Source organism: Alteromonas gracilis (assembly GCF_002993325.1).
Lineage (GTDB): Bacteria > Pseudomonadota > Gammaproteobacteria > Enterobacterales > Alteromonadaceae > Alteromonas > Alteromonas gracilis.
Window position 1 is genome coordinate 192596 of the sequence record NZ_PVNO01000026.1, and the last position, 26210, is coordinate 218805.

Below are 26210 nucleotides of genomic sequence, written 5' to 3' on the forward strand. Positions count from 1 at the left end.
TTGTTTGTTATTTTCTTAATTGTTTTAGTTTTAGGTTAGCAGGCAATCGCGAGTAGCGATGCGTTCCCTCCTGCTGCAGTTGTGTTAATACAGACGTGCCGCTCAAAAGTACAGCATTTTTGAACGTCTTCTGGCGAAGTTGTGAGTGATAGTATTGCTCCTTCTCGTAGTGATAATGCTTTTCTTATTTCTCTTAATCGATTTTTTTCACAGTGGATAGCTACCCCGTAGAAGCCACTCAATTTAGTTAAATCGTTTGCTGAAAGGGTGCCATCGATAGCATTGGCACCTTTTGCGCCTTTACAGATAATAAGAGGTATTGCCCCAGCTTGTTTAACCGCTTGAGACTGACGAACCGCTTCATCGAAATGTTCTCCAAGACACAAAATAACGCCCTTACCGAATTCTCTAAGTACATTCAATTCGCCTGTAGGTCCTGGCATAGTGGTTTCATTAAGTATGTGACGATTGTGAATTTGGCCGAGGCTGTTAATCTTGTTTTGGACGACGTCAAAGGCTAGTGTTTCTTTACCAATGTCGTGAGACGCCAAATTCAGCATGGTAGATTCAGACTTAATGAATTTACTTAAGTAATGTGGTCCACCTGCTTTTGGTCCTGTACCGGAGAGGTTCTCTCCGCCGAAAGGTTGTGAGCCAACGATGGCACCAACCTGATCACGGTTCACGTAGATATTGCCAACGTTTAGGCTTGATACGAGTTTTTCTACGCGAGAATCGATTCTGCTGTGAATGCCAAAAGTTAAGCCGTAACCACTCGCGTTTACGCGCTCTACTATTTGACCAATGTGCTTTGCTTTAAACTTTGCAACATGTAAGACAGGGCCAAAAATCTCAGTCTCAAGTGCATCAATTCCCGTTGTTTCTATAACAGTAGGTGGAATAAAGTAACCATCATTTGGCACTTCACCTTCAAATGAAACAACAATATTGTCAGCGTTATCGTTTATATAAGTACTTATGGTGTTTAGCGCTTGTTCGCTAATTACAGGCCCAATATCCGTGTCTAAATGCCACGGGTCAGCGACTTTTAATTCATTAATTGCACCGCTTAGCATTGATAAAAAGCTTGCGTAAATATCTTCCTGAATATAGAGCATGCGTAACGCTGAGCAGCGTTGGCCAGCAGATTGAAACGCAGAGCGCACCACGTCTTTTACTGCTTGCTCTAAAAGCGCGGTAGAGTCTACGATCATGCAATTAAGACCGCCCGTCTCGGCAATTAACGGCGCGTCAGGGGCGCAATGTTCAGCCATGTTGCGGTTGATGCGTTGCGCGGTGAGCGTTGAGCCTGTGAAACATACACCGTCGATTTTCGGAGAAGCTGTTAACGTATTTCCAACCGTAGCTCCTTCTCCTGGAACCAGCTGAAATACTTCACGTGGTACGCCCGCTTGATATAGTAGCTTTGAGGCAAACCAAGCGGAAATCGTTGTTGTTTCCGCGGGTTTTGCTACAACAGCATTTCCACTCGCCAGAGCGGCGGCAACTTGGCCGATAAAGATCGCTAGCGGAAAGTTCCATGGAGAAACACAAGCAAAAATACCACATGGTTTCGATGCTTTTTGACTTATCGCTTCCGCCGCATAGTAGCGTAAGAAGTCTACTGCTTCGCGAATTTCTGCGACCGCATCAAACGCATTTTTTCCCGCCTCGCGGCAGAGTATGGCAAAAATTTCTCCGCTGTTTTGTTCGAGTAGGTCCGCGGCTCGATTAAGAATTACACCTCTGGAACGTACACCGTGTTCCTTCCAAATTCGGGCACTATCGATGGCTCTAAGCACGTCAGACTCATCTGCAAAGACAACTGAACCAATAGCGTCATTGTGGTTAGCAGGGTTTACGACATCAAATGACTGCTTGTGGCCTACGTCATGGTTTACCAGTGGAGTAGCGTGCCATTGCGTATTCGAAAAGTGGTATCGCAATTCATTAAATGCATCTTGGTCTATGGGCTGAAAGAGATCGAATCCTTTAGAGTTTTTGCGATGTTCACCAAAAATGGCCTCAGGCATAGCAATAACCGATGTTTTGGGGACTTGAACTTGCGTAAGCGGATATTGTGTAACCTGTGATACTGGCACCGATTTATCGACAATTTGATTGACGAAAGATGAATTTGCGCCATTTTCCAGTAGTCGACGGACTAGGTATGCAAGCAGATCTCTGTGTTTACCTACTGGTGCATAGATTCGGCATTTTATACGTTCTTTTGATACAAGGTAGCGGTAAAGACTTTCTCCCATACCATGAAGACGTTGAAACTCAAAACCATTGTTATCATCTGTCATTTGTAAAATGGCGGCGACAGTACATGCATTATGTGTTGCAAACTGTGGGTAAATTACATGTCGCATATCTAAAAGTTTTTTAGCACAGTATAAATATGATGTGTCGGTTGCCGCTTTAGATGTGTAAACTGGGAAGTTTTTAACACCATTTACTTGCGCTTTCTTTATCTCCGCATCCCAATAAGCACCCTTGACAAGTCTTACTGTTATTTTGCGAGCCAGTCGCGTTGAAAGTTCAAATAGCCAATCTAAAACGTGTGGAGCTGCTTTATTATAGGCTTGAACCACAACACCGAAGCCGTCCCACCCTTCTAAGCTAACATCACTTAATACGTCTTGAATAACCTCAAGCGACAGATCAAGTCGATCAGATTCTTCAGCGTCTATGTTTAGCCCTAGATTACCAGATTTGGCAAGTTGAGCGAGCTCCAGCACCTTTGGCGTAAGTTCTTCTAATACTCGTTCTTTGTTTATAGATTCATAACGGGGGTGAAGGGCTGAAAGCTTTATTGATATGCCCGCGTTTTGATGTACGTCGCCACTTCTAGACAGCGTGAGTAGGTGTTTAATCGCCTTTTTGTATTCAGCAAAATAGCGCTCAGCGTCGTGTTGCGTCAACGCAGCTTCACCTAACATATCATAAGAATAACCAAAGCCAGCTTTAACATTCGCTTGCCCGCGCTTCACTGCTGATGAAATAGATTCGCCTAGTACAAACTGATGCCCAAGCTCTTTCATTGCCATTTTTACGGCAACACGAATAGTAGGCGCACCAATGCGCTTAACGAGTGGCTTAACTTTTTTAGTAATGCGTTTCTGCTCGTTGTTGCTGAGTACTTTCCCAGTTAGCATTAATCCCCATGTTGCAGCATTAACTAAAGACGAACTAGACTGGCCTAGATGCTTATCCCATTCGGAAGAGGCTATTTTATCTTCGATTAATTCCTCGGCAGTAAAACTATCTGGCACTCGCAGTAATGCCTCAGCCAAACACATCAGAGCGATACCTTCATCCGTTGAAAGACCATACTTTGATAGGAAGGTCTCCATTAAGCTTGGCTTTACATCATTGCGAAGGTGATGAACAAGCTTTTGCGCATACTCTTTTGTCAGCGCTTCATGGGCAATAGGCAGAGATAGCTGATCGAGGAGCTTCTTAATCACAACAGACTCATCTTCTCTAATTGCGTTGTTGATATCGGTTCTCGAATGTAGTTTGCATACGTCAAGCATACAGTTAGGTCTCGTTAAAGTGATTAAAGTCTGAGCATGATTCTACGCTTTGAGGTGTGGTTTTATTTCCTTTAATTAATCGATTAAGTGTGGTTTATTAACTTTTTTATTGCTATTTTTAGTCTTTTTGATTCGTAGAGTGGGGTTTTTTAGTGAATTTGGATGCTTATGATAAAAAGATCATCAAGGAATTATCTTCTGATGGCCGAATGTCCGTAAGTGAATTAGCTGATCGGATAGGGCTTTCAAAAACACCGTGTCAGAATCGACTGAAGCGACTTATAGAAAACGAATACATATTAGGTTTTAAAGCGATTGTTAATCATGCAAAGCTGGATATGGAAATGGTAGCGTTCACAGAAGTCACTATGTCAGATACAAAAGAGTCAGCGCTTGCAGCTTTCAATACTGCAGTCAGCAAAATACCTGAGATAGAGCAGTGTCATTTAATAGCGGGAACATTCGATTACCTCCTTAAAATACGAACTAGGAACATGAATCAATACCGTAAAATATTAGCGGAAACTGTTTCTGTTCTTCCGTTCATAGAGTCAACGTCAACGTATGTTTCTATGCAACCTATCAAGGAGCAAGGGTAAATAAACTTGGTATGGTCCTTAAGAAAGCGTGCAAGCATTGACGGAAGAACAACGGCAACATAGATTAACGTTATATCTTTTTTGATGACCATTAGAGACAAGCATGCAAAATACAGTGCCATTTTTAGATGTATTGATTGTTGGCGCGGGAATTTCCGGAATTGGCTGTGCTTATCACATTCAAAAGAAATGTCCTGACTTGTCCTATTCGATTATTGAGGTACGAGGCGACCTCGGTGGCACTTGGGATTTATTTAAGTACCCGGGAATACGGTCAGATTCCGATTTATTTACCTTTGGTTACGACTTCAAACCGTGGAAAGAGAAAAAAGCCATTGCAGATGGCCGTTCTATAAAAGCCTATATAGAAGAGACGGCAGTAGAAAGCGGAATTAAAGAGCACATACGCTTTTTAACCCGTGTGGTTGATATAAATTGGCAAACTGACAAACAGTATTGGCTGGTAACGCTTGAGTCTGAACAAAGCGGGCAAAGTGAACAAGTAGCTGCAAGATGGATCTTCAATGCGTCGGGCTATTATCGTTATGACAAAGGTTACACGCCAGATTTTTCAGGGCAATCCCGCTTCAAAGGTCAGATTGTTCATCCTCAGCATTGGCCCGAAGATCTGGAGTACGAAAATAAACGAGTAGTCGTAATAGGAAGCGGCGCCACCGCGGTAACACTGGTGCCTGCAATAGCAAAAACAGCCTCACACGTGACGATGCTTCAAAGAACGCCGTCTTACGTATTGCCTGTGCCTGTAGAAGATCCTATCGCAAAGTATTTACGTGCGTTGTTTAACGACGATATCGCATTTAATGCAGCCAGACGGTTTAACATTGCGAAACAGCGCTGGGTATACGCATTTTGCCAGCGCTTCCCGAAACGAGCGCGAAAAATCATTCGTAGCCTAAACATCAAAATGTTGCCTGAGGGTTATCCCGTCGATAAGCACTTCAACCCGCCTTATAATCCTTGGGAGCAGAGACTTTGCGCTGTTCCAGGCGGAGATTTGTTCGAATCCATCTCTGAAGGGAAGGCCTCGGTTGCTACCGATACTATCGATACGTTTACCGAAACGGGTATTCAACTTGTGTCAGGCAAACATTTAGATGCAGATATTATTGTTACTGCCACAGGGTTGAATCTTTTACCGTTAGGGGGGCTTATCCCCAAGATAGATGGTGACCCTGTATCCCTTCCAACATGCGTTACGTACAAAGGCATGTTGCTTAGCGGTGTCCCTAATTTTGCTATTGCGGTGGGGTACACAGCGTCTTCTTGGACATTAAAAATAGGGCTTTTGTGCGAGCATTTTACACGGTTACTGAATCACATGAAGCATCACGGCTTTGTGCAGTGCACGCCTGTGGCAGAACCAGATATGGAGACACAGCCGCTACTAAACTTCGGTGCGGGATATATTCAGCGCTCATTAGATAAGTTACCCCGGCAAGGCATGCATTTTCCCTGGTCGATGTCGTTTAATTATGCAGAAGATGTGAAGATTTTTCGCAAAGGTCGTGTTGATGATCCTGCGCTGAAATTTGAAAAAAGAACAGAGCAAGACTGATAATTTTGTCGAAATTTCAAGAGAGTAAATATGAGCTTAGCGCAGCATAATGAACAGTATATAACGCTTAAATGCGGCGACAAATTTTGCTACGCAGAGCACGGAGCGGGCAATAACGACACCTTAATTTTAATAGCTGGGCTAGGTTTACAGCTAGTATATTGGCCGAAAGCCCTTATTGAGCGGTTAGTTGAAAGTGGTTTACACGTAATTTGCTTTGATAATCGTGATGCAGGTCGCTCTGTTCGCAGCAATACTCCTCACCCAAGTTTATTGCAGCAGTTGCGGGGTAAAGCCCCCAAAGGTGCTTATGGTTTAGATAAAATGGCAGAGGACACCGTGCAGCTCATGTCAGCATTAAATGTTGAAAAAGCGCATATCGTAGGCATGTCGATGGGTGGAATGATAGCCCAAACGCTGGCTAGCGAATATCCTGAAAGCGTTAAGTCTTTAACCTCGATTTTTTCTACAACAGGGAATAGACGGGTAGGGCAGCCCTCTTATTCAACGCTATGGCGAATGGCCAGAGCAAAAGCGCCGATGAATGAAAGCGAGGCGATTAAAAACTACCACGCTATGATGACACATATTGGCGATGGTGTGGCAGAAGATGCTATTAATCAGTGGCATCAATACGCGCGACTAGCATGGCAAAGAAATGGCGCAAAAAGTGATGCAAAAGCCATGTTTAGACAAATTGGGGCTATTATGAAGTCCGGCGACCGCACCACATCGCTTCAGAGGATCACCGCCCCTACGTTAGTGATACATGGTGATGTGGATCGCATGGTTCACCCAAGTGGCGGGGCCGCTACAGCCAAAGCAATATCAGGGGCAAAACATCAGGTTCTGCGCGGGTTACGCCACCAAATTGATACCCTTCAGTCTCATCGGATAGCCGACAGTATTCTCGCCCACATTCATCTAAACACTAAATAAGATGACCGCTTTTAAAGTAGTTCGTTCATATCAAGGAGTCTGAACTACTTTTTCTAATTTATAAATCCGATTGCACGTATCAATAATACTTGACTATTTTACTAGGTTTTATACTTGACCAATTTAGTCGGGTATGTGAAAATTTCCGCCATTATAAAACGGCGGGAGAATCCAATGAAACTCACTTCTAAAGGGCGCTATGCGGTTACCGCGATGCTTGACGTCGCTTTGCATTCAAAGCGCGGTCCAGTGCCTCTTGCCGACATTTCAGAACGACAAGAAATCTCCTTATCCTATTTAGAACAGCTTTTTTCTCGTCTTCGTAAAGAGAAATTAGTTGATAGCGTTCGTGGTCCTGGCGGCGGTTATTTATTAGGCCGTGAAGCCAGCGAGATAGCGATAGGTGAAGTCATTCGCGCAGTGGATGAATCAATCGATGCTACACGCTGTCAAGGCCAAGCTGACTGTCAAGGCGGCGATCGCTGTCTAACCCATAGTTTGTGGCAGGATTTAAGTGATCGCATCGCTACGTTTTTAAATTCAATCACATTAGGTGAGCTGATGGCAAAGCGGGATGTACAGGAGGTGGCTGGTCGACAAGACAGTAACGCATCCCTGCGTCACATAACTAGCGACATTGAAGTAAGTATTCAACTTTAAGTAGGTTTTGACTAACCCATGGCTTTATCAACACCCATTTATTTAGACTACGCGGCAACCACACCGGTGGACCCACTCGTTGCCGAGGCAATGGCAAAGTGCCTGACACTTGACGGAAACTTTGGCAATCCAGCCTCTCGTAGCTATCGATTTGGCTGGATGGCAGAAGAAGCGGTAGATGTCGCAAGAAATCAAATAAGCGACGCCCTCAACTGTGACCCAAGAGAAATTGTATTTACCTCAGGTGCCACCGAGTCTAATAATCTTGCGATAAAAGGCGTAGCCGAGGGATATGCTGAGAAGGGTAAGCATATTATTACCGTGGCCACTGAACATAAGGCAGTCCTAGACACTTGCGAGTACCTGGAAAACCAAGGCTTTGAAGTTACTTATCTTAACGTACAAGAAGACGGGCTGATAAAATTAACAGATCTAGAAAATGCGCTGCGCGAAGACACTATTTTAGTGTCTGTTATGCACGTGAATAATGAGCTAGGTGTAATTCAAGATATTCAAGCTATTGGTGATATTTGCCGCGGGCGTGATGTGCTTTTTCATGTGGATGGAGCGCAAAGCGTGGGTAAAATTGCAATGGATTTGGCGGAGTTACCCATAGATTTGCTGTCGATGTCGGCTCACAAGATGTATGGCCCGAAAGGAATGGGGGCACTTTACGTCCGCCGACGTCCTAAGATTAAGTTAGTTTCACAAATTCATGGTGGCGGACACGAGCGGGGCATGCGCTCGGGTACGCTAGCTACTCATCAAATTGTTGGAATGGGTGAAGCGCTTTCTTTAGCCGTATCGAAGATGGATGATGATAATGCGCGCATACTCGCGCTTAGAAATTCACTTTGGCAAGGCTTGCAGCAGCTTGACGATATTTATCTTAACGGCCATGCGACACAGCGTATAGCAGGCATTCTTAATGTTAGTTTTGCTGGTGTTGATGGTGAAAGCTTAATGATGGGGTTGAACGATATTGCGGTATCGTCTGGCTCGGCATGTACATCGGCTAGCTTAGAGCCTTCATATGTTTTAAAGGCTATCGGCCGAAGCAACGAACTTGCCCATGCGGGCATTCGTTTTAGCGTTGGACGTTTTACGACCCAAGATGACATAGATTACGTAGTAAGGAAGGTTGTTGACGTAACTACCAAATTACGCGCTGCGATTACCGCGTAAATCACCATTCAGAGTGAGTCTTCATGTGAAGACTATGAATTAAAATTAATAGCCATGGGGCGTCGAAAATGCCACATGTAGCGTCAAAAGAGTATTTACCGCTGTAAAATAGCGGCTGAATATTTGAGTGAAATAGTCGGGTATTATATACTACGGCACCAAAATTTTAGGCTGTCCTCAATGTAACTGGCAGTTTCGGCCGTTTAGGTAAGCGAATAGATGCTTAATAGATTAAAGGTCGAACAAAAGTGAGTGCTTAAATTACCAAGACCGTGGGGTAATTTAATCGTCAGAAAAGCAAAGTGGCAGCAAATGCAGGCAAACAAGTGAGATCCCAACATGAGTGAACAGATCGAACAGGCGTTAGAAAGAAAGTACGATGCGGGTTTCTATTCAGAAATCGAATCAGAAACGTTTGAAAGCGGCCTGGACGAGTCGGTTATCCGCCGCATATCAGCAATGAAAAACGAGCCAGAATGGATGCTTGAATGGCGCTTAAAGTCTTATCGTGCATGGCTCGAAATGGAAGAGCCAGATTGGGCACACGTTGACTATCCTAAAATCGACTATCAATCAATTTCTTACTACTCGGCACCAAAGAGTATGAAGGATAAGCCGAAGTCGCTAGATGAAGTTGACCCTGAGCTACTGCGTACCTATGAGAAGCTGGGTATACCGCTACACGAACAAGAAATGTTAGCGGGTGTTGCAGTTGACGCTGTATTTGACTCGGTATCTGTTGTGACCACATATCGCGAAAAACTTGAAGAAGCGGGCGTTATCTTCTGTCCGATTTCTGAAGCGGTTCACAAATATCCAGACCTTGTTAAGAAATATATTGGCTCAGTAGTTCCGCGCACGGATAACTACTTCGCTGCGCTAAACAGTGCGGTATTTACAGACGGTTCATTCGTTTATATTCCAAAAGGCACACGCTGCCCAATGGAGCTTTCTACTTATTTCCGTATTAACGAAATGAACACGGGGCAGTTCGAACGTACGTTGATTGTTGCCGACGAAGGCAGCTACGTGAGCTATCTAGAAGGTTGTACTGCACCGCAGCGCGACGAAAACCAGCTGCATGCTGCGGTGGTTGAATTAGTTGCGATGGACGACGCCCAAATCAAATACTCAACGGTACAAAACTGGTACCCGGGTGATGAGAACGGTAAAGGCGGTATCTATAACTTCGTAACGAAACGCGGTATTGCGCATACCAACGCGAAAATATCGTGGACGCAGGTTGAAACGGGCTCAGCGGTAACGTGGAAGTACCCAAGCTGTGTACTTAAAGGCGATAACAGTGTGGGTGAGTTCTACTCAGTAGCGCTAACACGCGGTCGTCAACAGGCCGATACCGGTACGAAGATGATCCACGTGGGTAAAAACACTAGGTCGACCATCATCTCTAAGGGTATCTCAGCGGGTAACAGCAACAATGCTTATCGCGGACTGGTTCAAATGGGCCCGCGCGCAGACGGTGCACGTAACTTCACCGAGTGCGACTCGCTACTTATCGGCGACAAGTGTGGCGCACACACGTTTCCTTATATCGAAAGCCGTAACCCTTCGGCCATTGTTGAGCACGAAGCAACAACATCGAAGGTGAGCGACGAACAATTATTCTTGTGTCAGCAACGCGGTCTAGACACAGAGAAAGCCGTTTCTATGATTGTTAACGGTTTCTGTAAAGAAGTATTCAAAGAGCTGCCAATGGAATTTGCCGTAGAAGCCGGCAAACTGCTCGAAATTAGTCTTGAAGGTTCAGTGGGGTAATCAATGCTTAGTATCAAGAATTTACATGCCAGCGTGGAAGAGAAAAACATCATTAAGGGTCTTAACCTTGAAGTTAAACCTGGTGAAGTACACGCTATCATGGGCCCTAACGGTGCCGGTAAAAGTACACTAGGTTACGTGCTCTCTGGACGTGACGGCTATGAAGTAAGTGAAGGTGAAGCGACCCTTAACGGTAAAGATTTGCTAGAGCTTGATGTTGAAGAGCGTGCACGAGAAGGCCTTTTCCTTGCGTTTCAATACCCAGTAGAGATTCCTGGCGTTAGCAACATGGAATTTATGAAAGAGTCGGTAAACGCTATGCGTGAAGAGCGCGGCGAAGCGCCACTGACTGCTGCTGAGTTCCTTAAAAAGGCGAAAGAGGCCTGTAAGCAAGTTCAGCTTCCACTCGACTTTCTTAAGCGCGGTGTAAACGAAGGTTTCTCAGGTGGTGAGAAAAAGCGCAACGAAATCATGCAGATGATTTTGCTAGAGCCAAAACTTTGTATTCTTGACGAATCAGACTCTGGCCTTGACGTTGACGCCCTGCAGGTTGTTGCCGATGGCGTAAACAGCCAGCGCGACGGTGAGCGCAGCTTCATCGTTGTTACCCACTACCAGCGTCTTCTTGACTATATCAAGCCTGACTTTGTACACATTCTTGCTGATGGCAAAATTGTGAAAAGCGGCGATGCGTCATTAGCGCTAGAAGTAGAGAAGAGCGGATACGCATTCCTAGGGAAGGCGTACGAGGAGGCTGAGGCATGAGTCAATGGCTAGAACAGGTCATTGATACAGCGCAGCGCGACGACTATTTATCGCCCGTGCGTCAACAGGCCTTAGCACAGTTAAAAGCCGATGGTTGGCCAGCTCGAAGAAGCGAAAGCTGGCGCTTTACGCCGCTCACGCCTGTAGAAAAGCGTGAAGCCAGACAAGCTGTACAAGCAGAGATGCTGCCAGTACCGGCTATTGATAACCTCAATGCTATAGACTTGATCTTTGTTGATGGCGTTTTGGTTACACAGGTCAATACGCTAGACGTACCAGCTGGCATGACAATTACGTCACTTAATACCGATGATGCCGCAACACAGCAGGCCATTAGCAGCGTGTATGGCCAAGTTAAACCTGCCCGTCATATGTTTGGTTTGGTGAACGATGCATTATGCCAACACGGTATATTTATAAACGTAGAAGCAAACGCGAAAATTGATACGCCGGTTCGTATCGTTAACATGGCCTCACAAGATGTAGATGCCCATACCCGCGTAGTCGTTAAAGTAGCCGAAGGCGCACGCGCTACCGTTATTGAACAAGGTTTCGGTGATACCGAAAGCTTAACGACCGCGTTTGCTGAGTACGAGTTAGCTGATGATGCGCATTTAGAGCATTATCGCTTTGCCATGTTCACTGGCAAAGCAAAACAGTTAGGTGGTAGCCACTTTAAACTTCACAACCGCACTACGCTCAACAGCACTATGGTGGGGTATGGCAGTGAGCTATCTCGTTTAGACGTTGATATCCATCACGCTGGCGAATTTGCCGATGCGAAAATGAATGCCATTTATCTTCTGGCTGAGGGCGAGTTATTCGATCTTCACTCAACCATTGAGCATGCTATGCCAAACGGTACAACAGAAGAAAACGCGCGCGGCATCGTAGGTGACAAAGCCCGTGCTGTCTTTAATGGTCGTATTCATATTCATCGTGATGCACAGAAAACGTTAGCAGAGCTTAACAACCGTAACTTGTTGCTGTCTCGTCGTGGCGTTATTAATACGAAGCCAGAGCTTGAAATTTACGCTGATGACGTTAAATGTGCCCACGGCGCAACGGTTGCCGAGATTGAAGAAGAAGCGCTGTACTACATGCTAACCCGCGGGATTTCTCGCAGCAAAGCGTTGGTCATGCTTAATTTTGGGTTTATTCAAGAGCTTATTAACGACGTGCCCAATGCGGCGGTACGTGAATGGCTAGCGCCCATCTTGAGTGAGCGTTTTTCCCAAATGGAGGTTAAATGAGCTTAGACGTTGCAGCACTTCGTGCCCAGTTTCCTATTTTATCTAAAACGGTAGACGGCAAGCCGCTTGTCTATCTTGATAATGCAGCGACGACTCAAAAGCCTCAGGCTGTGATTGATGCGCTTGTCGACTTTTATACAGGGACGAATGCGAACGTGCACCGTGGCGCCCATCATCTTTCAGATGAAGCGACCCGCCGCTATGAAAATGCACGTACCAGCGTAGCTAAGTTTATTAACGCGACAGTTCGCGAAGAAGTCATTTGGACGGCCGGCACCACCGAAGCCATTAACATAGTGGCGAATGGAGTAGGGCAGCTTTTGAGCGAAGGCGATGAAGTAATGGTGACTGAGCTTGAGCATCACGCCAACTTGGTTACTTGGCAGCAGGCCTGTCGACGTGCGGGCGCAACGCTTAACATTGTCCCAATCTTCGATAGTGGAGAACTGGATGTTGAAGCATTTGATCGATTGCTGTCTGAAAACACCAAGATGGTGGCCTTTCCGCATGTTTCTAATGCACTAGGCACCGTTAACCCTATCAAATTACTAACCCAAAAAGCCAAAGCTGTTGGCGCATGGGTTTTAGTTGATGGCGCTCAGGGCATAGCTCACGGCGGCGTTGATGTTCAAGATATCGGCTGCGATTTCTACGCTTTTTCTGGTCACAAACTGTTTGGCCCAACGGGCATCGGTTGCCTGTGGGGTAAAAAAGACGTGTTAGAAACCTGGCCGGTATGGCAGGTTGGCGGCGAAATGATCAAAGATGTCACGTACCATGAAGCTACATGGGGAGCCTTACCAAATCGTTTGGAAGCAGGCACGCCTAACATTGCCGGTGCTATCGGCATGGGAGCCGCAGTAGATTGGTTTAGTGGCCTTGATGTAAAAGCCTTGCACGAGCACGAGCAAAAACTGCTTGCTTATGCGACACAGCAGGCTGAAGCACTTGAAGGCATGCGTATCATAGGAACGGCCCCTAATAAGGTGGGCGTCCTAAGCTTCGCACTTGATGGCGCACACCCGGCTGATATTGGGTTTATTTTAGACAGGCAAGGTGTGGCAATTCGTACAGGCGATAACTGTGCACAGCCATTAATGAAGCGTCTTGGTGTTCCCGGAACTGCTCGTGCATCGTTCTCAATTTATAACACGCTTGAAGAAGTAGACAGCCTATTTGCTGCACTTAAAAAAGCAAAAATGATGTTGGCCTAAGGAGGCATTATGAGTGTTGAAACTTTCGTACCTAGTACAAAGCTCATTACGCTAACTGACAGTGCCGTTAAGCATTTCGAAAGTAAGCTTAAAGACAAACCTGGTCAGTTAATTCGTTTATCAACAAAAGTCAGCGGCTGTACGGGTTATGCATACGTGCTTGATTTTGCTGATTGTGCGCAGGCGGGTGATGAGATAGTGGAAATCTCGCCTATTGTGAATGTGGCAGTTGCTGCAGATGCAACAGACCTTTTGCGTAACACCGAAATTGATTACGTGACGGAAGGCGTAAACGGCGTTATTAAATATAACAACCCTAACGTGGTTGATGAGTGCGGGTGTGGTGAGAGCTTTAACGTAGGCTAAGCGCCGCGATGAAGACCATCAACAGTAGAACAAAGAGTACTAAGTAGTTTATGAAGCAAAAAATGGTGACCACCGAGCGCGACTGTAAAGCGCGCTTAGTTCCTGCGGGTAACCCTACCGTGATCCCTGAGGGCGAGTTTGTGAATATCACCCAAGAACTCGGTGGTAACTATACGGTAACGTGGCGCGGTAATATGTACCGTATTGATGGCACAGATGCTGGTGCAATTGGCCGCAAAGCCATGACGCTGAGCTTTGACGCCCCCGAAGATGGAAACATCAGCGAACAGCAGGTGTGGGACGCTTTAGAAACTATTTATGATCCCGAGATTCCGATAAACCTCGTGTCTCTTGGTCTCATTTATAAAGTGGTGATAGACCAGGCATCAGGCGCTGTAAATATCGATATGACGCTTACTGCACCCGGGTGTGGCATGGGACCGGTATTGGTTGGTGACGTTGAGTATCGAGTTGCTATGGTGCCACACGTTAAGAATGTAAACGTGGAACTCGTCTTCGACCCTGCATGGTCACGCGATATGATGAGCGAAGAAGCTCAGCTTGAAGCGGGTTTATTCTTTTAAGCGGTTAAGTTAACTTACCGCCCGACTCATTTTCTTTTTTACAAAATTACGGAAATAGCAATGCAACTACCTAGCAGTGACGAAATTATTGATGATTTAGCGTTCTTCGATGATTGGGAACAGCGTTATCAGTACATCATTGACTTAGGCAAATCTATTCCGGGTTTACCTGAAGATGCAAAAACACCAGAGCGCCTAGTTAAAGGCTGTCAGAGCAGTGTCTGGTTGGTTGAGTCTTATGATGGCAATAAAATCAACTTTGACGTAGACAGCGATGCCGTTATCGTTCAAGGCCTACTTGCGTTAGTACTTGCCGCCTACAACGAAAAAACGCCGAAGGATATTCTAGCGTTTGATATCGACGGCTACTTTGAAGCGTTAGATTTAGAGCGCCATATCACCCCAACAAGGGGTAATGGTTTGCGGGCAATAGTTGGAAAGATTCAAGAGCTAGCAAAAGCGAACGCTTAGTACTTCACAGTTGTTGACGCCTTAGCTACATACGAGTTAATTACTTGAGACACTTAGCCGAATAGGCGTTTTGTTATTCCATCGTGGTTCTTTGTTTAGGGCAGATATTATGGCTATTACATATCTGCCATTGCAAAATAAAGTATACACTGTCATCAAATTGTCATGGGTAATGCGCTAATCTGACGATACATCCTAATAAAAACAACACGTTACGCCTGTTTTAAAAAGGCGCTGGTCAAGCCGTTATTAATTGCCTATAATTCGCGGCCAAAATTTTAAAGATACATACACTAATTGTTTGGAGAGAGAACATGGCTCTTGAGCGTACTTTTTCGATTATCAAGCCTGATGCGGTAGCTAAAAACGTTATCGGTGCAATTTACAACCGTTTCGAATCTGCAGGTCTTCGCATCGTGGCATCTAAGATGATCCACATGAGCAAAGAGCAAGCAGAAGGCTTCTATGCAGAACACAAAGAGCGTCCTTTCTTCGGCGCACTTGTAGACTTCATGACGTCTGGTCCAGTTATGGTTCAAGTACTAGAAGGCGAAAACGCTGTTCTAGCTAACCGTGAAATCATGGGCGCAACGAACCCAGCTGATGCAGCTGCAGGTACACTTCGCTCTGACTACGCTGCGTCAATCGACGAAAACGCAGTTCACGGTTCTGACGCTCCAGAATCAGCAGCGCGTGAAATCGCATACTTCTTCTCTGAAGAAGAAATCTGCCCACGTACTCGCTAAGATTACGTAAGTAGAAAGAAACGAGGCTACAGCGCCTCGTTTTTTTTGCGCTGAAAAAGAGGAAATGTGCGTTTTATGTGCTCTGCATGTTTCTCATGCAGGTAAGCTAAATCGGGCGTTTCAAGTATAGCGAAACTTAACGATACTCTGCGTTAAATCGGCTTTTTCTCAAATCTCATCTGTGGTAAAATCCGCGCAAATTTTAATCAGCAGCCATTCGCCGTTCTAGCGACATTCGTGTTGCCTGATTTTTACACCATTTTTAGCAGTAAGAGGGGTATCCCTCGAAGGTACAAGGGTCATCGTATTCATGGCAAAAACTAACTTATTAAATCTAAATCGCGAAGGCTTGCGCAGTTTCTTTAAAGAAATGGGCGAGAAACCATTTCGTGCCGATCAGGTAATGAAATGGATTTACCAGCACGGAGTAAGCGATTTTGAAGAAATGAGTAACCTCAATAAAAACCTTCGCGCGATGCTCATCGAAAATTGCGAAATTAAAGCCCCAGAAATTGCATACTTTCAAGAAGCTAGCGATGGAACTATTAAATTCGCGCTTACCTTAGAAGGTGGTCAAGAGGTTGAGTCGGTTTGGATCCCAGAGACCGACCGCGCAACCTTGTGCGTTTCTTCACAAGTGGGTTGTGCCCTTGAGTGTACTTTCTGTTCAACGGCCCAGCAGGGATTTAACCGTAACCTCAGTGTAAGCGAAATTATCGGTCAGGTATGGCGCGTTGCGACCTTCCTTGGCCTTTCTAAGGATACAAGCAAGCGTCCAATTACGAATGTTGTGATGATGGGAATGGGCGAGCCGCTGTTAAATCTTAAAAACGTGGTGCCAGCAATGGATATCATGTTAGACGACTTTGGCTTTGGTTTATCAAAACGCCGTGTTACGTTAAGTACCTCTGGTGTTGTACCAGCCCTTGATATGCTTGGCGATCAAATTGACGTTGCGCTTGCTATCTCGCTACATGCGCCAACGGACGAGTTGCGTAACGAAATTGTACCTGTTAATAAAAAGTACAACATTGAGGCATTCTTAGCGGGTGTGAGACGTTACCTTGCCAAGTCTAAAGCGAACCAAGGTCGTGTGACGGTTGAATACGTAATGCTTTCGAACATCAACGATAGCACTGAACAAGCTCATCAGCTGGCAAAGGTATTGAAAGATACACCTAGTAAAATAAACTTAATACCTTTCAATCCATACCCTGGTTCTCCATACACCTGTTCAAGCAATTCTCGCATCGATAGGTTTGCTAAAGTGCTTATGGAATATGGGTTTACCACCGTAGTCCGTAAAACCCGAGGTGATGATATCGACGCTGCATGCGGTCAATTAGTAGGCGATGTAGTGGACAGAACGAAAAGAATGTTAAAAAAACAGATGAAGGGCGAGGCAATTTCAGTAAAAATAGCCCAATAATCATTAAGATATTAGGGTAAGAATATGGTTGCAGGATTGCGCACTTCACTTCGCATTGGTTTATTAAGTGCGGTTTTATTAGCGACAGGCTGTGTAAGTAACAGCCAGTCTGGCTTGTACGGTGGTAATTTCGACCACGAGGAAGCGGCAAGAACACGCACATCTCTGGGCCTCACCTACCTTAAAAATAATAACTATACGCAAGCAAAAAAGAACTTAGACAAGGCGTTAGAGTTCAATCCTCGTTCTGCGGACGTTCAATTTGCTATGGCCTATTATTACCAGCTGGTTGGCGATAACCGCCGTGCCGAAGAGTTCTATCAAACCGCTATCGACATAGCCCCTGATAATGGTGACATTGCCAATAGCTATGGTGCGTTTAAATGCCAAAACGGCGATTATGACGACGCAAAGCGTTATTTCTTTAAAGCCATAAATAACCGCCTTTATGCAAATGCGGCCCAAACCTACGAAAACCTTGCGCTGTGTGCACAAAGCCAAGGCGAATTAGAAGACGCGATTGGTTACCTTCAAGAGGCGCTCAATCATCAGCCGGCGCGGGGCAAATCCCTTTTCTTGTTAAGTGAGTTGTACACTATTACACAGCAGTGGGATCTAGCCGAGTCTTCTTTACGTAAATATGAGCGGGTAGCCAGAGTATCTCCAGACTATTTATGGCTAGCGTATGAAGTTGCGAAAGGTAAGGGCGATTACCAAGCTGCTAATGAATACGGTGATATGATGATTGCCGTCTATCCCGAGAGCGAATTAACCCAGCGCTATCTAGCCGAACGAAAAACGATGCAAAGTAAAGTGGTCAGAACGGTGAAATCTGCCAAAGCTGAACCAAGTGATGGTCAAGGTTCAAGTTTGGTAGAAGGAGATAAAACAGAGGAAAAGCGTCTAGCGCAAACGTTGAAGGCTGAATCGAGTAGCGGTGAAAGTGAACCGAATCAACAGGCTACACTTTACAGTAATGAAGAAACGCCTGAAGTGAACGACGGGTTGGACAATGAAATAAACCAAAACACCGAATTATCTGCCCAAAGTAATAAATTCCATGTAGTAAAAGATGGTGAAAACTTATATCGTATTTCTTTACTGCACAATATCAGAATGGCGACACTGCAGAAGTGGAATAACCTAGAGAATACTGGCGCTATTATTGCTGGTCAGAAGCTTTGGTTAGTACCACCTAATATGCAGGAGGAATAAGGTTTAATGGTGTCAGAAGAAAACGCGAATCAAGAAGTCATTTCGCAACAAGAAGAAAAAACGCCAAGCCCTGGGGCAATGCTAAAAGCACGCCGAGAGAAGTTGGGTTTATCTCAACAGGATATTGCTGATAAGCTTTTCTTAAAATCAAAACAAATCAATGATTTAGAAAACGATGTCATTGACGAAAAGTCATCTGTAACGTTTACGAAGGGATACGTAAGAAACTATGCCAAACAATTAGGCATGAATTCTCACGAAGTCATTGAGGCATTTGAACGGTATCACAATCAAACATCGGTCCCATCTTCAGAAAAACTTCAAAGTTTTTCAAAACGTGTCGCTAAACAGACACACGATGACCGCTGGATGATGGTCACCTATGTTATTTTGCTGCTCATCATTGCTGGTGTAGTTATGTGGTGGTATCAGCAGCCAAATGATGAGGCGGTTTCAGACGTTCCGCTCACTGAAGCAGTTAAACGAGAGGCGGCTAATACACCTATCACATCTGAGGGTGGTGCATCGAATGGAACTCAGCTGGGTGGCAGTGATTTATCAAGTGACCCTGCATCATCCACCTCTATAAATAACGATTTGTTGAATTCAAACGCTTCGTCAATTAATGAGCCAGTTATTGATGAAGAAAGTGATGAATTTGCGCAAGACGGTAGTATAAATGAGGGGGCCATTTCAGCCCCTGATACGGACATCAACGAAAGCAATAACCTAACGGCATTAGTAAGCAGCAATAGCCAATCTGAGCCTAATCTTGACATTGCCGCAGAAAGTAATACAGCGCCCATTTCTATGGTTTTTACTTTCGTTGACGATTGCTGGGTCAATATAAAAGACGCGTCCGGTGAAGCAATTGCCTACGGGGTTAAGCAAAAAGGGCGTGTGATGGAAATTCAGGGGGTTCCTCCTGTTGAAGTTACGCTCGGCGCACCGGATAATGTGCGTGTATCAGTTAACGGCGAGACTGTTGATATTTCTTCATACCAGAACGGTAAAACAGCTCGGTTCGCACTTCCTTTATAGGTAATCAGATGTTTGCAGATAGTCCTATTAAACGCAGAAAGTCTACGCGTATTAATGTAGGTAACGTTCCCATTGGCGATGGTGCTCCCATTGCTGTTCAGTCTATGACAAATACTCGCACCACTGACGTGGCGGCGACTGTTGATCAAATTAATCGCATTGTTGCCGTAGGTGGTGAGATCGTTCGCGTATCTGTTCCCACCATGGAAGCGGCTGAAGCGTTCAAAGAAATTAAAAAGCAGGTAAGTGTGCCACTCGTGGCTGACATTCACTTCGATTATCGTATTGCGCTCAAAGTGGCAGAATACGGTGTGGATTGCTTGCGTATAAACCCTGGTAATATCGGTAACATGGAACGGGTGCGTTCTGTTGTTGATTGTGCGAAAGATAAAAATATTCCTATTCGCATTGGTGTAAACGGCGGTTCTCTAGAGAAAGATTTACAAGAAAAGTATGGCGAACCTACGCCTGAAGCACTTGTTGAATCTGCCATGCGTCACGTTGATATTCTCGACAAGCTTAACTTCGATCAGTTCAAGGTAAGTGTTAAAGCCTCGGATGTGTTTCTTGCTGTAGGAGCATACCGTTTGTTGGCGCAAAAAATTGATCAACCTCTTCATTTAGGCATTACTGAAGCTGGCGGTCAACGGGCGGGCGCAGTCAAAAGTGCGGTAGGGCTAGGCATGCTATTGGCTGAGGGTATAGGCGATACTATTCGCGTGTCTCTTGCAGCTGACCCAGTAGAAGAAATAAAAGTTGGCTTTGATATATTGAAGTCACTGCGCATTCGCTCGCGTGGGATCAATTTCATTGCGTGCCCGAGTTGCTCAAGACAGGAGTTTGACGTAATCGGAACAGTGAATGCCCTTGAACAAAGACTGGAAGACATCCTTACTCCAATGGATGTGTCTATCATAGGTTGTGTGGTTAATGGTCCAGGTGAAGCGGAAGTGTCTGATTTAGGCCTTACCGGTGCGCGCAACATGAGCGGCCTTTACGAAGACGGCAAACGTGTAAAAGAACGCCTTCCTAATGACGATTTGGTCGACAAACTTGAAGCTAAGATACGCGCAAAAGCATCGCGTATAAGTGAGCAAAATAAAATACAGGTCTCGGTAAAAGACTAAGAGATTTTTTGTTCATTGTTGTTTATTCCTAAAGCCCCTATAATGCGGGGCTTTTCACTATATAGCAGTATGAGAATTTCACGTGGCTAAGACTATTCAGGCAATTCGAGGCATGAATGACTGCCTACCGGAGATTTCCGGTACGTGGCAAAAGGTAGAATCTGTACTTCGTCAAGTGGTGGCGAGTTACGGTTACCAAGAAATACGTACTCCCATCGTTGAAAGCACCGACTTATTCAAGCGTTCCATCGGCGAAGTAACCGATATCGTTGAAAAGGAGATGTATACCTTCGAAGATAGAAATGGCGACAGCTTGACGCTTCGTCCAGAAGGTACAGCAAGCTGCGTGCGTGCAGGTAACGAACACGGCTTATTGTATAACCAACAACAGCGTTTGTGGTACATGGGGCCGATGTTCCGCCACGAACGTCCACAAAAAGGTCGCTACCGCCAATTCCACCAGTTTGGTGTGGAAACCTATGGCATGGATGGCCCGGACATCGACCTAGAAGTTATTCTACTTAGCGCACGTTTTTGGAAAGCGTTCGGTATTGAGCAGCATGTAAAACTGCAAATAAATACCCTAGGCTCAAACGAAGCGCGAGCGGCCTATCGCGATACGCTAGTGGAGTTCTTAAAAGAAAGAGCTGATCAACTAGATGAAGACTCATTACGCCGACTAGAAACTAACCCGCTTCGCGTGCTTGATTCTAAGAACCCAGATGTTCAAGCGGCTATTGCCGATGCGCCAGCCCTTATCGATCACCTGGATGAAGAATCTAAAGTTCACTTTGAAACGCTTTGCGCGCGCTTAACGCAAGCGGGCATTGAATTTGAAGTAAACCCTCGTTTAGTACGCGGACTAGATTACTACAACCGTACTGTGTTCGAATGGGTTACCGATAGCTTAGGCGCCCAAGGCACCGTATGTGCAGGTGGTCGCTACGATGGTTTGGTTGAACAGTTAGGCGGTAAGGCAACACCAGCGGTTGGCTTTGCCATGGGTATCGAACGTTTGGTACTGTTGCTGACTACGCTTACAGAAGAAGGCCAAGATTCAAGCTTTGCTGACGTTTACGTTACGGCAATGGGCGATGATGCACAGTCTTATGCCATAGAGGTTGCTGAACACCTTCGCAATCGGCTTCCAAACGTGCGCATTATGATGCACTGTGGCGGCGGCAACTTTAAAAAACAATTAAAGCGTGCAGATAAAACAGGTGCACGTTTGGCGCTGCTTTTAGGTACTGACGAAATGCAGTCTCGCGAAGTAGGGGTGAAACCGCTACGCGACGGTCAAGAACAAGTTACAGTTAGCTTTGATGCCTTATCTGATAAGGTTGCAGAAATGCTGAGCGCACAATAAAAAGAGGACACTATGGAACAGTTCGCAACAGAAGAACAACAAGTAGAAGCGATCAAGCGCTTTTGGAAAGAACACGGTACTGCAATCATTGTTGGTGCTGCACTCGGGTTAGGCGGCCTTTGGGGCTGGCGTTATTACTCAGATGCGCAAATAGAAAGCAAAGAAGCAGCATCTGTTGCATATCAAAATGCCGTTGAGACTTTTGGCACCGAAGGCAGCGATGCAAAAGTTAATGCGTTTATTGAAGAGAATAAAGACAGTGGCTATGCGAGTATTGCGGGCCTACTAGCGGCTAAGCAAGCGGTAGATGCGGGTGATTTAGACGCAGCGGCTTCGCATTTAAACAGCGTTGTTACCTTTGCTGAAAACGATGAATTAAAGGTACTTGCGTCACTTCGTTTAGCTCGCGTGCAAATTGAAATGAACCAGCTGGACGCGGCGTTGTCTACGCTTAGCAATGTAACGAACGACGCATTTTCAGCAGAAGTTTCTGAACTAAAAGGCGACGTGTATCAGAAACAAGGCAAGTTTGACGATGCGCGATTAGCTTATTCAAATGCGTTAGAAAAAAATGCCAACAATCCGCTTTTGCAAATGAAGCTAGATAACCTTTCGGTATCTGCAGCTCAGTAAGCGATAGTCCCATTGGGCTGGTGTAAATAATAAAGAGGTACGCAATTTGTTTCACAACACGTGTGGCCGTAAAGGTCGATTTGCTCGCACGATAGGTATGGCACTCGCGGTGTCTATCACAATGTCAGGCTGTTCAACCATTTCTGATTGGTTTGCAGATGACGAAGAATTAGAGATTCGCCGTTTAAAGCCTATTGAAGCTAAGTTCTCTCCACAGGTAGTCTGGGATCGTGATATTGGAGACGGTGTTGACCATTACTTTTCGCGTCTTCGTCCGGTTTACGCTTATGACAAACTCTACGCGGCAGACCGTCATGGTGTTGTCGTGGCGATGGAACCAGAATCTGGCAAAGTGTTGTGGCAAAAGGACTTCGCTCAATTCCGTTCTGAAGGCATGATGAGCGCGGTAACCAAGCTATGGCGCAGCGGAGAAACTGCGCGTATTGGTGGTATTGCTGTTGCTGACAGACATGTATTCATTGGCACTGAAAATGGTTACGTAGCGGCAATGGACGCAGAAAGCGGTGAGCTTGTTTGGGAAGCCACAGTTCCCGGCGAAATCTTAGCAGCGCCAGCAGCCGATGAAGGCATTTTAGTGGTTAACACTGGTGCAGGCAGCCTTTTCGGTTTTAACACACGCACTGGCGAACAGCTTTGGAGACATGAAGGCGACACTCCTCCGTTGACCCTTCGCGGCATTTCAGGTCCCATCGCATCTAACGGTGGTGCTATTGTAGGAACGCCAACTGGAAAAATTCAGGTAAACCTTATCGAAACAGGTGTGCTTGCATGGGAAACCGTAATAGCGACGCCTTCTGGTGCAACAGAGCTAGAGCGTATCGTCGATATCGATACCACACCAGTATTGTTTGGCGGCACCATTTTTACCGTGTCGTACAACGGTACACTTGCTGCAGTCGAACTTCGTTCAGGTCGCGTTATTTGGAAACGTGAATATGCATCATTTCGCAATCTGACTATCGAGGGGAACAAAATTTTTGTTGTTGATAACAACTCTAACGTTTACGCCCTCGACAGACGCAATGGTGTAGAACTATGGTCTCAAGGATTACTTAAGAAACGTTCGTTAACGGCTGCTACGCCTGTGGGTGACCACATTGTGGTTGGCGATAACTGGGGTTTCCTTCATTGGATTGAGCAAGAAACCGGTGAAGTTGTTGCTCGCTTAGATGTGGGGGGCGATGACGAAGACGACGCTATTTTTGCTGCGCCTCTTAAAGTAGATGACAGTGTAGTTGCGGTAACGCGAAATGGTGTTGTAGTGTCTGTACGCATACCGAATTAGAAAAATTACTGCTTAAAAACCGAGTTAAATAGGGGCGTTTCGGATGATATTCGAAACGCCTTTTCTTATTGTCTACACCAATATATTCACAGCTTTCGATCACCTAATTCATTTTGTTAGGGCAATGTGTCATACCAGTCCGCATAGATAAGTGTCCACTCAGAAGGCGCTGGCAAGTTTCCTAGCGAAGCGTGGGAATGCAGGAATGGCCATTCCCTTTCAAATTCCCAGAATGAAGCTAGGAAGCTTGCCAGACCTTCCCGAAGGGCGAGTTTAAAATGTCCGTACTCTTTGTTGTGTCACCTTGATGTAGGACCACTATACCTGCGGTAACACGCCGCGATTACGAACGTTTTAATTCTCGCTGAGTGGGTAATTATCTATGCGGACTGGTATTAAGTCTCCCAGAACTGCATTGGTATTAGGTTGTGAACAAGGTATAATGCGCCCATTCTCGAAAGCCTCATCTAAAACACCACATGTTGGAGAATCATTCTCTTAAACCTAGTTTGTGATATTTGGTGTGCATGGCTTGTGCTTTTTTTAGCTTTCATGACCCTTAGGATCTGATAAATGTTACCCGTTGTTGCTTTGGTTGGCCGCCCAAATGTAGGCAAGTCAACCTTGTTTAATCGCCTTACAAATACCCGTGATGCACTTGTTGCTGATTACCCGGGCCTTACTCGCGACCGTAAATATGGCCAAGCGAAATTTGAAAAGCGCCAGTTTATCGTAGTGGATACCGGCGGTATTACGGGCGATGAAGAGGGCATTGATGCTGAAATGGCCCAGCAGTCACTTTTAGCCATAGAAGAAGCTGATGTTGTACTTTTTTTAGTGGATGCGCGAGCGGGTTTATTGCCAGCAGACCAAGGCATAGCTGACCACCTTCGACGCATAAATAAAAAGGTATTCGTTGTAGCTAACAAAGTTGACGGCATTGATGGCGATAGTGAGAGTGCTGAGTTTTATTCACTTGGATTAGGTGCCATAAAGCAAATTGCAGCTGCACATGGACGCGGCATAAGCCAACTATTGCAAGATGCGCTGAAACCTTTGGAAGTTGATTTTCCTGACATGGAGATTATCGATGAAGAGCCAGAGGAAGAAGAAGATGCGGAAACCCAGCGTCAGCGCTTGCAAGAACTTCCCATCAAGCTTGCTATAGTAGGCAAGCCAAACGTGGGTAAGTCTACGCTCACAAATCGTATTCTCGGTGAAGAGCGCGTTGTTGTATACGATATGCCAGGTACGACGCGTGACAGCGTTTATATTCCTATGGAGCGCGACGAGAGAGAGTACATTCTCATCGATACCGCTGGGGTGAGAAAACGCAGAAAAATTAGCGAAGCGGTAGAGAAATTTTCAATAGTAAAAACCCTACAGGCCATTGAAGAGGCCAATGTGGTTCTATTAGTCATTGATGCCCGAGAAGGGATTACTGACCAGGACTTAAGCCTACTGGGCTTTGTGCTTAATTCGGGCCGTTCACTGGTGGTAGCCGTGAATAAATGGGATGGATTGAGTACGGATGTAAAAGACGATATCAAACGTGAGATGGATCGTCGTCTAGGCTTTATTGACTTTGCCCGTATTCACTTTATTTCTGCACTGCATGGCTCTGGTGTTGGCAATTTGTTTGAATCAGTTCAAGAGGCTTACTCAAGCGCTACTAAGCGTATCAATACCGCATTACTGACGCAGATTATGGAAATGGCGCAAGATGACCATCAACCTCCTCTTGTGCGCGGTCGTCGAGTGAAAATGAAATACGCCCACGCTGGCGGGTACAACCCTCCTGTGATTGTTATTCATGGCAACCAAGTTGACGACTTACCAAGCTCTTACAAACGCTTTTTGATGAATTACTTTAGAAAAGCACTCGAAATAATGGGCACGCCAATCAAGATAGAATTCAGAGAGGGTGCTAACCCATTTGAAGGTAAAAAAGCCAATTTAACCTTGGCGCAGCAGCGTAAACGCCGACGCATGATGTCTTACTATAAAGATAAAAAATAGAGATGTTTAGTAAAAAGCTGCGCTTCATGGCGTAGCGGCCTCTTAATATTCTTGTCGAAAGGCGTTAGAGACAGATTATCAAATATCAATAATGATATATTTAAAAAGCTCACGATGCTCAACAGTGGGCTTTACATTACGCTTCGAATAATTCGTATCATTCGTTTTTCTTATCACGAACACCAGTTTCGAGCGTTATTTAAATTCAATTGCATCAGACGTGCCAAGTTGTTACCAGTTGGTCATTATTACAAATGAAATGTAATATTTTCCTTTTTAAAGCATTTACTAATTTCTTTCATAAATATTAAATTCTGTTAACCCTTACCGTATGCGGCATTGCGCATAAATTGATCTTTGGTTCCCTTCTTGCAAATGCATTATGCCCAACGTCTGTA

23 protein-coding genes are annotated in these 26210 nt (G+C 45.3%); 22 read left to right on the top strand and 1 reads right to left on the bottom strand.

Features of this window, described 5'->3' with window-relative positions; all coding sequences use genetic code 11:
• Nucleotides 1–35: 35 nt before the first annotated feature.
• A complete protein-coding gene (gene putA, locus C6Y39_RS12705) occupies nucleotides 36–3542 on the bottom strand; it encodes a bifunctional proline dehydrogenase/L-glutamate gamma-semialdehyde dehydrogenase PutA (RefSeq protein WP_105931631.1) in 3507 nt (1168 codons plus the stop codon).
• A gap of 152 nt (nucleotides 3543–3694) precedes the next feature.
• On the opposite strand from putA, the gene C6Y39_RS12710 reads away from it, so the two are divergent.
• The 22 genes from C6Y39_RS12710 (at nucleotide 3695) to der (ending at nucleotide 25812) form a co-directional block, all read left to right on the top strand.
• Nucleotides 3695–4141 carry an Lrp/AsnC family transcriptional regulator gene (locus tag C6Y39_RS12710; protein WP_236547194.1) on the top strand — a complete coding sequence of 149 codons (447 nt, stop codon included), beginning with the start codon at nucleotides 3695–3697 and terminating at the stop codon, nucleotides 4139–4141.
• Between the two features lie 103 nt (nucleotides 4142–4244).
• A complete protein-coding gene (locus C6Y39_RS12715; RefSeq protein ID WP_105931632.1) occupies nucleotides 4245–5717 on the top strand; it encodes a flavin-containing monooxygenase in 1473 nt (490 codons plus the stop codon).
• A 30-nt stretch (nucleotides 5718–5747) separates the two neighbouring features.
• Nucleotides 5748–6656, top strand: coding sequence for an alpha/beta fold hydrolase (locus C6Y39_RS12720; RefSeq protein WP_105931633.1), 909 nt, complete (start codon nucleotides 5748–5750; stop codon nucleotides 6654–6656).
• A gap of 174 nt (nucleotides 6657–6830) precedes the next feature.
• Nucleotides 6831–7316 carry a Fe-S cluster assembly transcriptional regulator IscR gene (gene iscR, locus C6Y39_RS12725; RefSeq protein ID WP_105931634.1) on the top strand — a complete coding sequence of 162 codons (486 nt, stop codon included), beginning with the start codon at nucleotides 6831–6833 and terminating at the stop codon, nucleotides 7314–7316.
• A gap of 18 nt (nucleotides 7317–7334) precedes the next feature.
• Nucleotides 7335–8501, top strand: coding sequence for an IscS subfamily cysteine desulfurase (locus C6Y39_RS12730; protein WP_105931635.1), 1167 nt, complete (start codon nucleotides 7335–7337; stop codon nucleotides 8499–8501).
• A 339-nt stretch (nucleotides 8502–8840) separates the two neighbouring features.
• Entirely contained in the window at nucleotides 8841–10277 is a 1437-nt protein-coding gene (sufB, locus tag C6Y39_RS12735; RefSeq protein ID WP_105931636.1) for a Fe-S cluster assembly protein SufB, read from the top strand.
• 3 nt (nucleotides 10278–10280) lie between these two features.
• Nucleotides 10281–11042, top strand: a complete 762-nt coding sequence (gene sufC / locus C6Y39_RS12740; protein WP_105931637.1) for a Fe-S cluster assembly ATPase SufC — start codon at nucleotides 10281–10283, stop codon at nucleotides 11040–11042.
• A complete protein-coding gene (gene sufD / locus C6Y39_RS12745) occupies nucleotides 11039–12295 on the top strand; it encodes a Fe-S cluster assembly protein SufD (protein ID WP_105931638.1) in 1257 nt (418 codons plus the stop codon). Before sufC ends, sufD begins: the two co-directional genes overlap by 4 nt.
• A complete protein-coding gene (locus tag C6Y39_RS12750; RefSeq protein ID WP_105931639.1) occupies nucleotides 12292–13509 on the top strand; it encodes an aminotransferase class V-fold PLP-dependent enzyme in 1218 nt (405 codons plus the stop codon). The genes sufD and C6Y39_RS12750 overlap by 4 nt, the downstream gene beginning before the upstream one ends.
• A gap of 9 nt (nucleotides 13510–13518) precedes the next feature.
• Nucleotides 13519–13875 carry a HesB/IscA family protein gene (locus C6Y39_RS12755; protein WP_105931640.1) on the top strand — a complete coding sequence of 119 codons (357 nt, stop codon included), beginning with the start codon at nucleotides 13519–13521 and terminating at the stop codon, nucleotides 13873–13875.
• A 50-nt stretch (nucleotides 13876–13925) separates the two neighbouring features.
• Entirely contained in the window at nucleotides 13926–14459 is a 534-nt protein-coding gene (gene sufT, locus C6Y39_RS12760) for a putative Fe-S cluster assembly protein SufT (protein ID WP_105931641.1), read from the top strand.
• A gap of 60 nt (nucleotides 14460–14519) precedes the next feature.
• Nucleotides 14520–14930, top strand: a complete 411-nt coding sequence (locus tag C6Y39_RS12765; protein WP_105931642.1) for a SufE family protein — start codon at nucleotides 14520–14522, stop codon at nucleotides 14928–14930.
• Between the two features lie 314 nt (nucleotides 14931–15244).
• Entirely contained in the window at nucleotides 15245–15676 is a 432-nt protein-coding gene (gene ndk, locus C6Y39_RS12770) for a nucleoside-diphosphate kinase (protein WP_012519000.1), read from the top strand.
• A 310-nt stretch (nucleotides 15677–15986) separates the two neighbouring features.
• Nucleotides 15987–17105: a dual-specificity RNA methyltransferase RlmN gene (gene rlmN / locus C6Y39_RS12775; protein WP_105931643.1), complete on the top strand. Its 1119-nt coding sequence runs from the start codon at nucleotides 15987–15989 to the stop codon at nucleotides 17103–17105.
• Nucleotides 17106–17129: 24 nt separating this feature from the next.
• On the top strand, nucleotides 17130–18320 hold the full coding sequence (gene pilW / locus C6Y39_RS12780; RefSeq protein ID WP_105931644.1) for a type IV pilus biogenesis/stability protein PilW: 1191 nt from the start codon (nucleotides 17130–17132) through the stop codon (nucleotides 18318–18320).
• Nucleotides 18321–18326: 6 nt separating this feature from the next.
• Nucleotides 18327–19361: a RodZ domain-containing protein gene (locus tag C6Y39_RS12785; protein WP_105931645.1), complete on the top strand. Its 1035-nt coding sequence runs from the start codon at nucleotides 18327–18329 to the stop codon at nucleotides 19359–19361.
• Nucleotides 19362–19369: 8 nt separating this feature from the next.
• Nucleotides 19370–20488, top strand: coding sequence for a flavodoxin-dependent (E)-4-hydroxy-3-methylbut-2-enyl-diphosphate synthase (gene ispG / locus C6Y39_RS12790; protein ID WP_105931646.1), 1119 nt, complete (start codon nucleotides 19370–19372; stop codon nucleotides 20486–20488).
• A gap of 82 nt (nucleotides 20489–20570) precedes the next feature.
• Nucleotides 20571–21854: a histidine--tRNA ligase gene (hisS, locus tag C6Y39_RS12795; RefSeq protein ID WP_105931647.1), complete on the top strand. Its 1284-nt coding sequence runs from the start codon at nucleotides 20571–20573 to the stop codon at nucleotides 21852–21854.
• A gap of 12 nt (nucleotides 21855–21866) precedes the next feature.
• Entirely contained in the window at nucleotides 21867–22487 is a 621-nt protein-coding gene (locus C6Y39_RS12800) for a YfgM family protein (RefSeq protein WP_105931648.1), read from the top strand.
• A 46-nt stretch (nucleotides 22488–22533) separates the two neighbouring features.
• Nucleotides 22534–23793: an outer membrane protein assembly factor BamB gene (gene bamB, locus C6Y39_RS12805; protein WP_105931649.1), complete on the top strand. Its 1260-nt coding sequence runs from the start codon at nucleotides 22534–22536 to the stop codon at nucleotides 23791–23793.
• Nucleotides 23794–23944: 151 nt separating this feature from the next.
• The gene (locus C6Y39_RS18970; protein ID WP_276309297.1) at nucleotides 23945–24070 is read left to right on the top strand and encodes a hypothetical protein; all 126 of its coding nucleotides are present in this window, start codon (nucleotides 23945–23947) and stop codon (nucleotides 24068–24070) included.
• A gap of 296 nt (nucleotides 24071–24366) precedes the next feature.
• Nucleotides 24367–25812 (top strand): ribosome biogenesis GTPase Der, encoded by a 1446-nt coding sequence (gene der / locus C6Y39_RS12810; protein ID WP_105931650.1) that lies wholly within the window; start codon nucleotides 24367–24369, stop codon nucleotides 25810–25812.
• Nucleotides 25813–26210 lie beyond the last annotated feature (398 nt).